Below are 12,493 nucleotides of genomic sequence, written 5' to 3' on the forward strand. Positions count from 1 at the left end.
TGGCCGCCATTTATGAAGGGAGTTCACGCTCATGCAAGAAGTACGCAGCATCCTGGTGGTACTGGATCCCGATCACGCTCACAGCCGGGCGCTGACCCGGGCCAAACTGATCGCCGGGGTCACCGGCGCGCGCCTGCACTTGCTGATGTGCGACAAGAAACACGACCACAGCGCCCTGCTCAGCCTGCTGACCAGCCAGCTGCATGATGACGGCTACAACAACGTGACCCATGAGCAGGCCTGGCACGACACCTTGCACGAGTCGATTGTCAGTGTGCAGCAGGCCGAAGGCTGCGAGCTGGTGATCAAGGAGCATCGCCCGGACAACCCGCTCAAGCGCGCCCTGCTCACCCCCAGCGACTGGAAGTTGCTGCGCCAGTGCCCGTGCGCGGTATTGATGGTCAAGAGCGAGCGGCCCTGGACCGGCGGGGTGATCCTCGCCGCGGTGGATGTCGGCAACCACGACGAGGCCCATCGCCTGCTGCACACCAGCATCATCGACCATGGCTACGCGATCGCAAGCCTGGCCAAGGGCGAGCTGCATGTGATCAGCGCCCATCCGTCGCCGATGCTGTCGGCGGCAGACCCGGTGTACCAGCTCAAGGACACCATCGAGCGCAAGTACCGCGAGGAATGCGCAGCGTTCCAGGCCGAGTTCGACATCAAGGACGAGCGCCTGCATGTTGCCGAAGGGCCGGCCGATGTGCTGATTCCCTATACGGCGAAAAAGTACGAAGCGGCGGTGACGGTGATTGGCACCGTGGCCCGTACCGGGATTTCCGGGGCGCTGATCGGCAACACCGCGGAAGTGGTGCTCGATGCGCTGGAGTGTGATGTGCTGGTGCTCAAGACCGAGGAGGTGAAGGTGCAGCTGACGGAACTGGCCAGGGGCTGAGGGCCTCATCGCGGGTCAAGCTGAACTGGCCTAATGATCCCGGACACCTCTTAAGGGCGATATGATTCGCCCAACCAGGAGGTTCCATGCAAGAACGAAAGACTTATACCCGCGAGTTCAAGCAACGTGCTGCAAGCATGGTTCTTGACGACAACTGCTCGGTTCCCGAGGTCTGCGCATCAATGGACGTCGGCCCCACAGCTCTGCGCCGCTGGGTAGACCAGGTTCGTAAAGAGCGTCAGAAAGGGCAACCAGTGCCAGGTACCAAGTCAATCAGCGATGAGCAGCGGGAGCTCCAGCAGTTACGCGCCAAGATCAAACGTTTAGAGACCGAGGCCGAAATCCTAAAAAAAGCTACCGCTCTCTTGATGTCGGATCCCGATCGTTTTTCCTGATCGAGGAGCTGAGAGAGTCAGGCTCGTATCCGACCAGCCAGCTTTGCAGCGCTCTGGGCGTTTCCCGCAGTGCGTTTTATGACTGGCTCGATCGCCGCTCGGTACCCAATACCGAGCGTGATGCGCTCAGGGCAAAGGTCGTGCAATTGCATGCTGAAAGCAGGGAAAGTGCTGGTGCGAGAATGATTTCTCAGTATTTGAAGGCCCAGCAGCTAAAGGTTGGAAGGTATCTAGCTGGAAGACTTATGGCAGAAGCGAACCTGACCAGCAGACAGCGCCGTCGCCACCAATATCGCTCCAGAGGTGTAGAAGCATTTGTGGCCAAGAATGTCCTTGAACGCAACTTCCAGCCCACAGCAATCAATCAGGTGTGGTGCGGTGACGTAACCAGCCTGATGATTGGGAAGCGCTGGTATCACTTGGCCGTGGTCATTGACCTGTTCGCCCGGCGGGTCATTGGCTGGTCATTTTCTCTGATCAATGATGCCCACCTGGTCAGCAAGGCCTTGGGAATGGCGGTGGGAGTACGAGGCAAACATGCGGGCTTGGTGTTTCATTCGGATCAAGGCTGCCAATACACCAGCCAACGCTTCCAATCCGAACTGCTTGAGCATGGCATAACCCAAAGCATGAGCCGCAGAGGCCAATGCTGGGATAACGCACCAACGGAGCGCTTATTTGGCACGCTCAAATCAGAATGGGTGCCCGCCAAGGGCTATGCAACGATCGAAGAAGCCAGACAGGACATGACCAGCTTCTTCTTGCGCTACAACCAAATCAGGCTCCATAGCTACAACAACTACCTGTCGCCAATAGCAATGGAGCAGTTGGCAGCTTGATCACCGTAATCGGTGTCCGGTAAAACTTGACCAGAACAAGCCCGCTCCTACAGGAGCAGGCTTGACCCACCTACCCCAAGGCATCCTTGAGAAAGCCTGGCGCGATATAGCGCTGGTAATGCGCTTCAGACAGCAGGAAGAATTCCCGATCAATGGCATCGCGCAGCTCGGGCAATTCCCAGTCGCGAAACTCCGGCAGCAGCACCATGCCGTAAGCCTCCAGCTCACGGATCACCCGTGCGCCGCGGGCAATCAGTTGATAAGCCCAGCAATATTCAGACTGATGCGCTACGAAGCGGACCTTGCGCAGCTCCAGTTGCTGGCGCAGGCGCGTGGCATCAAAGACTTCAAGTTTGGCCACCATGACCTGCACCAGCAATTGCTCCAGGCGCAGCCACACCGCACGCTTTTCATCTTCGTTGTAGCCGTTCCAGTTGATCACTTCATGGTGAAAACGCTTGCAGCCACGGCACACCAAGTCCCCGTAAACCGTGGAACAGAGGCCGACGCAAGGCGTTTTAATTGACTGATTGGACATGAAAAAACCGACAGCTTGGCGGTGGAACAGGCTGCCATGTTAGCCCTTTGTCTAACGAGGGTCACCCGCTAAAGTCATCCAGCGCGCCTTACCTTTATCGACTTTTTACCGTAGAATCATCCGGCCTTTTTAAGGCAGCAATGTCCGTTAGAAGCTGTTTTCAAAGCGTCACGAGCACAGTTCATCCGGTAGAACGGCGTTGGCCCGGGATATTCGCTTCGCGCATGTCCCGCGCCAGCCCTCATCAGCCTCCGTTCTACAGGCGTAAAACTTTGAAAGCAGCTTCTGTAAGGATTTCCTGCAACCCTGGCTACGCGGCCCAAGAAGCCGTATTGCGCATGGCTGCCGGAATTTCTGGATGAGCGTCCCGGACACCCATTTGGGACCACTGATGAGGGTAATAACTGTGCTTGAAGCCTACCGCAAACACATCGAAGAGCGTGCCGCCCAGGGTATCGTGCCCCAGCCGCTTAACGCCGAACAAACCGCAGGCCTGGTCGAGCTGCTGAAGAATCCCCCTGCTGGCGAAGAAGCAGTCCTCGTCGACCTGATCACCAATCGCGTTCCACCAGGAGTGGACGAAGCCGCCTACGTCAAGGCTGGTTTCCTTTCCGCCATCGCCAAAGGCGAAGCCACCTCGCCGCTGATCGACAAGAAGCGCGCCGTTGAGCTGCTGGGCACCATGCAGGGCGGCTACAACATCGCCACCATGGTCGAGCTGCTGGACAGCGCCGAACTGGCCCCTGTGGCCGCCGAACAGCTCAAGCACACCCTGCTGATGTTCGATGCCTTCCACGACGTCGCCGAAAAAGCCAAGGCGGGCAATGCCCACGCCAAGGCCGTGCTGGAATCCTGGGCCGCCGGTGAGTGGTTCACCAGCAAGCCAGCCATCGCTGACAAGTACAGCCTGACCGTGTTCAAGGTCCCTGGCGAAACCAACACCGACGACCTGTCCCCTGCCCCGGACGCCTGGTCGCGCCCTGACATCCCGCTGCACGCCCTGGCCATGCTGAAAATGGCCCGTGACGGCATCGTGCCTGAACAACAAGGCGCCATCGGCCCGCTCAAGCAGATCGAAGAAGTCAAAGCCAAAGGCTTCCCGGTTGCCTACGTCGGTGACGTGGTCGGTACCGGTTCCTCGCGTAAATCCGCCACCAACTCGGTGCTGTGGTTCTTCGGCGACGACATCCCGTACGTACCGAACAAACGCGCTGGCGGCTTCTGCTTCGGTTCGAAAATCGCCCCGATCTTCTACAACACCATGGAAGACGCCGGCGCCCTGCCGATCGAGTTCGACGTGTCGAACCTGAACATGGGCGACGTCATCGACGTTTACCCGCACGCTGGCAAAGTCTGCAAGCACGGCACCGAAGACGTCATCACCACCTTCGAACTGAAGACCCCGGTGCTGCTCGACGAAGTCCGCGCTGGCGGCCGTATCCCGCTGATCGTCGGCCGTGGCCTGACCGAGAAAGCCCGCGCCGAGCTGGGCCTGGGCCCAACCGACCTGTTCAAGCTGCCTGAAGCACCTGTCGACACCGGCAAGGGCTACACCCTGGCACAGAAGATGGTCGGTAAAGCCTGCGGCCTGCCGGAAGGCAAAGGCGTGCGTCCAGGCACCTACTGCGAACCGAAGATGACCACCGTCGGCTCCCAGGACACCACTGGCCCGATGACCCGTGACGAACTGAAAGACCTGGCGTGCCTGGGCTTCTCCGCCGACCTGGTCATGCAGTCGTTCTGCCACACCGCGGCCTATCCAAAGCCGATCGACGTCACCACCCACCACACCCTGCCGGATTTCATCCGCACCCGTGGCGGCGTGTCCCTGCGTCCAGGCGACGGCATCATCCACAGCTGGCTGAACCGCATGCTGCTGCCGGACACCGTCGGTACCGGTGGTGACTCGCACACCCGCTTCCCGATCGGCATCTCGTTCCCTGCAGGTTCCGGCCTGGTCGCCTTCGCCGCTGCCACCGGCGTCATGCCGCTGGACATGCCGGAGTCGGTACTGGTGCGCTTCAAGGGCAAGCTGCAGCCAGGCATCACCCTGCGTGACCTGGTCCATGCCATCCCTTACTACGGCATCCAGAAAGGCCTGCTGACCGTCGAGAAGAAAGGCAAGATCAACGCCTTTTCCGGCCGCATCCTGGAAATCGAAGGCCTGGACGAGCTGACCGTCGAGCAAGCGTTCGAACTGTCCGACGCCTCGGCCGAACGTTCGGCTGCCGGTTGCACCATCAAGCTGCCAGAAAAAGCCGTTGCCGAGTACCTGAAGTCGAACATCACCCTGCTGCGCTGGATGATCAGCGAAGGCTACGGCGATGCCCGCACCATGGAACGCCGCGCGCAAGCGATGGAAGCCTGGCTGGCCAACCCGCAACTGCTGGCCGCCGACAAGGACGCCGAATACGCCGAGATCATCGAGATCGACCTGGCCGACGTCAAAGAGCCTGTGCTCTGCGCCCCGAACGACCCGGACGACGCCCGTCTGCTGTCCTCGGTACAGGGCGAGAAGATCGACGAAGTGTTCATCGGTTCGTGCATGACCAACATCGGTCACTTCCGCGCTGCCGGCAAGCTGCTGGACAAGGTCAAAGGCTCGATCCCGACCCGTCTGTGGCTGTCGCCGCCCACCAAGATGGACGCTCACCAGTTGACCGAAGAAGGCTACTACGGCATCTACGGCAAGGCTGGCGCGCGCATGGAAATGCCGGGCTGCTCGCTGTGCATGGGTAACCAGGCACGCGTTGCGGCGAACTCGACCGTAGTGTCGACTTCGACCCGTAACTTCCCGAACCGTCTGGGTGATGGCGCCAACGTCTATCTGGCCTCTGCCGAGCTGGCCGCTGTTGCCTCGATCCTGGGCAAGCTGCCAACCGTCGAAGAGTACATGGAGTACGCGAAGAACATCGACAGCATGGCTGCCGACGTTTACCGCTACCTGAGCTTCGACCAGATCGCCGAGTTCCGTGAAGCCGCTGCGAACGCCAAGATCCCGGTTGTTCAAGCCTAAGCTGACTTAGCGTAAAAAAACCCCGCCAATTGGCGGGGTTTTTTATGGGGCCCTGTAGGAGCGGGCTTGCCCCGCGATGAGGCCCTCAGATCACAAACAAATCCATGAACCGCTGCACCGCCGTCGCCTCAAGCGCCGCCTGGTCCTTGCACAAGGCAAAGATCTCGGCGCTGCGCTGCCCGGTAAACCGCGTCGCCAGGTTGGCCTTGAACTTCTCTTCCAGTAGCGGAATGCCCTCGGCCCGGCGCCGGCGATGGCCGATCGGGTACTCCACCACCACCTGCTCGGTACTCGAACCATCGTTGAAGAACACCTGCACGGCATTGGCGATCGAGCGCTTGTCGGCCTCCAGGTACTCGCGGGTGAATCGCGGCTCTTCGACGATCTCCATCTTCTCGCGCAGACGGTCAATGATCGGGTGCGCAGCATGGAAATCATCTTCGTACTGCTCGGCCACCAGGTTGCCGAAAATCAGCGGCACGGCGGTCATGTACTGGATGCAGTGATCACGGTCAGCGGCATTGGCCAGGGTGCCAACCTTGGAGATGATGCGGATCGCCGACTCATGGGTGGTAATGACGATACGCTCGATTTCATGCAGGCGGTTGCGCACCTGCGGGTGCAAGGTGACTGCCGCTTCGCAGGCAGTCTGGGCATGGAATTCGGCCGGGAAGCTGATCTTGAACAGCACGTTTTCCATCACGTAGCTTGCGTACTTCTGACTCAGGCTGAAAGCACGTTTGCCTTCAGGCTTGAGCGCCAGGTCCTTGTTGGTGTGGCTGAACAGCACATCATAAAAGCCCCACTGCGGCGCCGTCAGCACCCCGGGGATGCCCATCTCGCCACGCAGGGCGATATCGGCCAGGCGCACGCCACGGCTGGAGGCATCGCCCGCCGCCCAGGACTTGCGCGAGCCGGCGTTCGGCGCATGGCGATAAGTACGCAACGCCTGCCCATCGACAAAGGCGTGGGACAACGCCGCCAGCAGCTGTTCGCGATTGGCGCCCATGAGCTTGGCGCACACCGCGGTCGAGGCGACCTTGACCAGCAACACATGATCGAGGCCAACGCGGTTGAAGGAGTTTTCCAGGGCAATCACACCCTGGATCTCATGAGCCATGACCATCGCCTCGAGCACTACGCGCATGCTCAGCGGCGCTTCGCCATTGGCCACACGTTTTTGCGAGAGGTGATCGGCGACGGCCAGGATACCGCCGAGGTTGTCCGAGGGGTGGCCCCATTCGGCAGCCAGCCAGGTGTCGTTGTAATCGAGCCAACGGACGATGCAACCGATGTCCCAGGCGGCCTTGACCGGGTCCAGGCGGTAGCGGGTACCTGGCACCCGCGCGCCGAACGGCACCACCGTGCCCTCCACCAGCGGCCCCAGGTGCTTGGTGCATTCCGGGAAGCGCAGGGCCAGCAGGCCGCAGCCCAGGGTGTCCATCAGGCAGTTGCGCGCGGTGTCCAGCGCCTCCTGCGACTCGACCTTGTAGCCGAGGACGTAATCGGCGATGTCCTGCAGCACCCGGTCGTAGTCGGGACGGTTATTCAGATCAACGTTGGCACTCATTTCACATCTCTCTGTTGACGTAAGTAACAGGGAGCCAAGCGCCGCTACTGGTTAGAAGGCATCACCGGGTACCCGTACCCAGCCCTCCATCAGTACGCGAGCGCTACGGCTCATGATTGCTTTGGTGACAGTCCACTCACCGTTCACCTGGCGGGCTTCGGCGCCGACGCGCAGGGTGCCCGAGGGGTGACCGAAACGTACGGCCGTGCGCTCGCCACCACCGGCGGCGAGGTTGACCAGGGTGCCAGGCACTGCCGCGGCAGTACCAATGGCAACCGCAGCGGTGCCCATCATGGCGTGGTGCAGCTTGCCCATGGACAGCGCCCGTACCAATAGATCAACGTCGCCGGCGGCCACGGCTTTACCACTGGATGACTGATAAGCCGCCGCTGGCGCGACAAAGGCGACTTTCGGTGTGTGCTGGCGCTTGGCGGCCTCGTCGATATGCTCGATCAGGCCCATGCGCACCGCGCCATAGGCACGGATGGTTTCGAAACGGGCCAGAGCCTGCGAGTCGCCGTTGATCGCATCCTGCAGCTCGGTACCGGTGTAGCCGAGGGCCTCGGCCTGGATGAAGATGGTCGGGATGCCGGCATTGATCAGCGTGGCTTTCAGGGTGCCGACACCGGGCACCACCAGGTCATCGACCAGGTTGCCGGTGGGGAACATCGAGCCGCCCTCGCCGTCTTCGTCGGCGGCCGGGTCCATGAATTCGAGCTGCACTTCGGCGGCCGGGAAGGTCACGCCGTCCAGTTCGAAGTCGCCGGTTTCCTGCACTTCACCGTCAGTGATCGGCACGTGGGCAACGATGGTCTTGCCGATATTGGCCTGCCAGATGCGCACCACGGCCACGCCGTTGTGCGGGATGCGGCTGCTGTCGACCAGGCCGGCGCTGATGGCGAACGAACCAACGGCTGCCGAGAGGTTGCCGCAGTTGCCGCTCCAGTCGACGAACGCGGTGTCGATCGAGACCTGGCCGAACAGGTAGTCGACATCATGCCCGGGCTTGATGCTGCGCGAGAGGATCACGGTCTTGCTGGTGCTCGACGTCGCGCCGCCCATGCCGTCGATCTGCTTGCCGTAGGGGTCGGGGCTGCCGATTACCCGCAGCAGCAGCGCGTCGCGGGCCGGGCCCGGGATCTGCGCGCTTTGCGGCAGGTCGTCGAGGCGAAAGAATACGCCCTTGCTGGTGCCGCCACGAATGTAGGTGGCGGGGATTTTGATCTGGGGTACGTGAGCCATGGCTGAGTTGTCCTGTGAGTGCTTTGGGGGAGCTATCGCGGGTCAAGCCCGCTCCCACAGTTCAGTGGGAGCGGGCTTGACCCGCGATGAGGCCCTACCTCAAACCGCGACCGCCGATTCGAGGAAGTCCTGGGCAAAGCGCTGCAGCACCCCGCCCGCTTCGTAGATCGAGACTTCTTCGGCGGTATCCAGGCGGCAGGTCACCGGCACTTCGACACGCTCACCGTTGGCCCGGGTGATGACCAGGGTCAGGGTCGCCCGCGGGGTGCGCTCGCCGAGCACGTCGAAGGTTTCAGTGCCGTCGATGCCCAGGGTCTTGCGGTTGACGCCCACCTTGAACTCCAGCGGCAACACGCCCATGCCCACCAGGTTGGTACGGTGGATACGCTCGAAGCCTTCGGCGACGATGGCTTCGACACCGGCCAGGCGCACGCCCTTGGCCGCCCAGTCACGGGACGAGCCCTGGCCGTAGTCGGCACCGGCAACGATGATCAGCGGCTGCTTGCGCTGCATGTAGGTTTCGATCGCCTCCCACATGCGCGTGACCTTGCCTTCCGGCTCGAGGCGCGCCAGCGAACCCTGCTTGACCTTGCCGTTTTCCTGGACCATTTCGTTGAACAGTTTCGGGTTGGCAAAGGTTGCGCGCTGAGCGGTCAGGTGGTCACCACGGTGGGTGGCGTAGGAGTTGAAGTCTTCCTCCGGCAGGCCCATTTTCGCCAGGTATTCACCGGCGGCGCTGTCGAGCATGATGGCGTTGGACGGCGACAGGTGGTCGGTGGTGATGTTGTCCGGCAGCACCGCCAGCGGGCGCATGCCCTTGAGCGTGCGCTCGCCGGCCAGGGCGCCTTCCCAGTACGGCGGGCGGCGGATGTAGGTGCTCATCGGGCGCCAGTCGTACAGCGGGGTGACCTTGGGCCCTGTGTCTTCCTGCACGGCGAACATCGGGATGTACACCTGGCGGAACTGCTCGGGCTTGACCGCGGCCTTGACCACCGCGTCGATCTCTTCGTCGCTTGGCCAGATGTCTTTCAGGCGGATTTCCTTGCCGTCGACCACGCCCAGCACGTCCTTCTCGATGTCGAAACGGATGGTGCCGGCAATCGCGTAGGCCACCACCAGCGGCGGCGACGCCAGGAACGCCTGCTTGGCGTATGGGTGAATCCGCCCGTCGAAGTTGCGGTTGCCCGAGAGCACGGCGGTGGCGTACAGGTCGCGGTCGATGATTTCCTGCTGTATCAGCGGATCCAGCGCGCCAGACATACCGTTACAGGTGGTGCAGGCAAAGGCGACGATGCCAAAACCGAGCTGCTCCAGCTCGTCATCCAGGCCCGCCTCTTTCAGGTACAGGGCGACGGTTTTGGAACCCGGCGCCAGCGAAGACTTGACCCACGGCTTGCGCACCAGGCCCAGCTTGTTGGCGTTGCGCGCAAGCAAACCGGCGGCAATCACGTTGCGCGGGTTGCTGGTGTTGGTGCAACTGGTGATGGCAGCGATGATCACCGCGCCATCGGGCATTTGCCCCGGTACTTCCTCCCACTGGCCGGCGATGCCCTTGCTCGCCAGGTCGCTGGTGGCGACCCGGGCGTGCGGGTTGGACGGCCCGGCCATGTTGCGCACCACGCTGGACAGGTCAAAACGCAGCACTCGCTCGTACTCGGCGTTGGCCAGGCTGTCGGACCACAGGCCTGCGACCTTGGCGTAGGTTTCTACCAGCTTGACCTGCTGGTCTTCACGGCCGGTGAGCTTGAGGTAGTCGATGGTCTGCTGGTCGATGGAGAACATCGCCGCGGTGGCGCCGTATTCCGGGGCCATGTTGGAGATGGTCGCGCGGTCGCCCAGGGTCAGGGCGCGAGCGCCTTCGCCGTAGAATTCAAGGTAGGCGCCAACGACCTTTTCCTTGCGCAGGAATTCGGTCAGGGCCAGTACCACGTCGGTGGCGGTGATGCCCGGCTGCGGCTTGCCCGAAAGCTCGACGCCGACGATCTCCGGCAGGCGCATCCACGAGGCACGGCCGAGCATGACGTTCTCGGCTTCAAGGCCGCCGACGCCGATGGCGATCACGCCCAGGGCATCGACGTGCGGGGTGTGGCTGTCGGTGCCGACGCAGGTGTCCGGGTAGGCCACGCCGCGCTCGGCATGGATCACCGGCGACATTTTCTCCAGGTTGATCTGGTGCATGATGCCGTTGCCTGGCTGAATCACGTCGACGTTCTTGAACGCCTTTTTGGTCCAGTTGATGAAGTGGAAACGGTCTTCGTTGCGGCGGTCTTCAATGGCGCGGTTCTTCTCGAACGCCTGCGGGTCGAAACCACCGCATTCCACCGCCAGGGAGTGGTCGACGATCAGTTGCACCGGTACCACCGGGTTGACCTGAGCCGGGTCACCGCCGCCTTCGGCGATGGCGTCGCGCAGGCCGGCGAGGTCGACCAGCGCGGTCTGGCCAAGAATGTCGTGGCACACCACACGGGCTGGGAACCAGGGGAAGTCGAGGTCGCGCTTGCGCTCGATCAGCTGGCCCAGCGAAGCATTGAGGCTGGCCGGGTCGCAGCGGCGCACGAGGTTTTCCGCCAGCACCCGCGAGGTATAGGGAAGACGGTCATAGGCGCCGGGCTTGATCGCATCGACAGCCGCACGGGCGTCGAAATAATCCAGGCCAGTGCCCGGCAGGTTCTTGCGAAATTCACTATTCATGGCACAGGGACTCAATCACGGTAAGGTCGAAAGCCAGCTACAAGCCCCAAGCCACTAGCGGCAAGCAAAGCAGATGAGTGGTGCGTCAGCATTTACTGCCGGGGCACATCCCTGCTGTTACTTGCAGCTTGGCGCTTCAAGCTTGCAGCTCGGCCTGGTCTCAGCGTTGTTCGATTGGCACGAACTTGCGCTGTTCGACGCCGGTGTACTCGGCGCTCGGGCGGATGATGCGGTTGTTGGCACGCTGTTCGAACACATGCGCCGCCCAGCCGGTCAGGCGCGAGCAGACGAAGATCGGGGTGAACAGCTTGGTCGGGATGCCCATGAAGTGGTACGCCGAGGCATGGTAGAAGTCGGCGTTGGGGAACAGTTTCTTCTGCTCCCACATGGTCTTGTCGATGGCTTCGGACACCGGGTACAGCACGGTATCGCCCACCTCGTCCGCCAGCTTCTTCGACCAGGCCTTGATCACTTCGTTACGCGGATCGGACTCTTTGTAGATGGCATGGCCAAAGCCCATGATCTTGTCCTTGCGCGCGAGCATCTGCAGCAGCTCGGTGACCGCTTCCTGCGGGCTCTGGAAGCGCTCGATCAGCTCCATCGCCGCTTCGTTGGCGCCGCCGTGCAACGGGCCGCGCAGCGAGCCGATGGCGGCGGTGACGCAGGAGTACAGGTCGGACAGGGTCGAGGCACAAACCCGCGCGGTGAAGGTCGAGGCGTTGAATTCGTGCTCGGCGTAAAGGATCAGCGAGACGTTCATCACCTTGACGTGCAGCTCGCTCGGCTTCTTGCCGTGCAGCAGGTGCAGGAAGTGGCCGCCGAGGGTGTCTTCGTCGCTGGTGCAGTCGATGCGCACGCCATGGTGGCTGAAGCGGTACCAGTAGCACATCACCGCCGGGAACAGCGCCAGCAAGCGGTCGGTCTTGTCGTGCTGCTGCGCAAAGGTCAGCTCCTGCTCCAGGGTGCCGAGCACCGAGCAACCGGTACGCATGACGTCCATCGGGTGGGCGTTGGCCGGAATGCGCTCAAGCACTTCCTTGAGGGCCTGCGGCAGGTCGCGCAGGGTTTTCAGCTTTTGCTGGTACTCGGCCAGTTGCGCCTTGCTCGGCAGCTCGCCGTACAGCAGCAGGTAGGCGACTTCTTCAAACAGCGCGTGCTCGGCCAGGTCGCGCACGTCGTAACCACGGTAGGTCAGGCCGGCACCGGCCTGGCCCACGGTCGACAGTGCGGTTTGCCCGGCCACTTGACCACGCAGGCCGGCACCGCTGAGTACTTTTGCTTCGGCCATTGTCTTTCTCCACTTTTGA

At 62.1% G+C, this 12,493-nt stretch carries 9 protein-coding genes; 4 read left to right on the forward strand and 5 right to left on the reverse strand.

From position 1 onward, the window contains the following. Positions 1 to 31 precede the first annotated feature (31 nt). The 3 genes from LOY37_RS17695 to LOY37_RS17705 all read left to right on the forward strand — a co-directional run bounded on the left by LOY37_RS17695 (position 32) and on the right by LOY37_RS17705 (position 2,129). Positions 32 to 895 (forward strand): universal stress protein, encoded by an 864-nt coding sequence (locus LOY37_RS17695; protein ID WP_258715416.1) that lies wholly within the window; start codon positions 32 to 34, stop codon positions 893 to 895. Between the two features lie 86 nt (positions 896 to 981). Continuing rightward, positions 982 to 1,290: a transposase gene (locus tag LOY37_RS17700; RefSeq protein ID WP_258715417.1), complete on the forward strand. Its 309-nt coding sequence runs from the start codon at positions 982 to 984 to the stop codon at positions 1,288 to 1,290. An 8-nt stretch (positions 1,291 to 1,298) separates the two neighbouring features. Continuing rightward, positions 1,299 to 2,129 (forward strand): IS3 family transposase, encoded by an 831-nt coding sequence (locus tag LOY37_RS17705; protein ID WP_258717184.1) that lies wholly within the window; start codon positions 1,299 to 1,301, stop codon positions 2,127 to 2,129. A gap of 70 nt (positions 2,130 to 2,199) precedes the next feature. On the opposite strand, the gene LOY37_RS17710 is transcribed toward LOY37_RS17705, so the two are convergent. Beyond that, entirely contained in the window at positions 2,200 to 2,667 is a 468-nt protein-coding gene (locus LOY37_RS17710) for a DUF1289 domain-containing protein (RefSeq protein ID WP_093381002.1), read from the reverse strand. Between the two features lie 406 nt (positions 2,668 to 3,073). On the opposite strand from LOY37_RS17710, the gene acnB reads away from it, so the two are divergent. Beyond that, positions 3,074 to 5,683: a bifunctional aconitate hydratase 2/2-methylisocitrate dehydratase gene (gene acnB / locus LOY37_RS17715; RefSeq protein ID WP_258717207.1), complete on the forward strand. Its 2,610-nt coding sequence runs from the start codon at positions 3,074 to 3,076 to the stop codon at positions 5,681 to 5,683. Between the two features lie 85 nt (positions 5,684 to 5,768). On the opposite strand, the gene prpD is transcribed toward acnB, so the two are convergent. The 4 genes from prpD to prpC all read right to left on the reverse strand — a co-directional run bounded on the left by prpD (position 5,769) and on the right by prpC (position 12,474). Next, entirely contained in the window at positions 5,769 to 7,253 is a 1,485-nt protein-coding gene (gene prpD, locus LOY37_RS17720) for a 2-methylcitrate dehydratase (protein WP_258715418.1), read from the reverse strand. A gap of 51 nt (positions 7,254 to 7,304) precedes the next feature. Beyond that, on the reverse strand, positions 7,305 to 8,495 hold the full coding sequence (gene prpF, locus LOY37_RS17725) for a 2-methylaconitate cis-trans isomerase PrpF (protein WP_258715419.1): 1,191 nt from the start codon (positions 8,493 to 8,495) through the stop codon (positions 7,305 to 7,307). A gap of 99 nt (positions 8,496 to 8,594) precedes the next feature. After that, positions 8,595 to 11,186 carry a Fe/S-dependent 2-methylisocitrate dehydratase AcnD gene (acnD, locus tag LOY37_RS17730; protein ID WP_258715420.1) on the reverse strand — a complete coding sequence of 864 codons (2,592 nt, stop codon included), beginning with the start codon at positions 11,184 to 11,186 and terminating at the stop codon, positions 8,595 to 8,597. Positions 11,187 to 11,346: 160 nt separating this feature from the next. Further along, positions 11,347 to 12,474 carry a 2-methylcitrate synthase gene (gene prpC, locus LOY37_RS17735; RefSeq protein WP_258607494.1) on the reverse strand — a complete coding sequence of 376 codons (1,128 nt, stop codon included), beginning with the start codon at positions 12,472 to 12,474 and terminating at the stop codon, positions 11,347 to 11,349. Positions 12,475 to 12,493 lie beyond the last annotated feature (19 nt).

This window comes from Pseudomonas sp. B21-012 (assembly GCF_024749305.1).
Lineage (GTDB): Bacteria > Pseudomonadota > Gammaproteobacteria > Pseudomonadales > Pseudomonadaceae > Aquipseudomonas.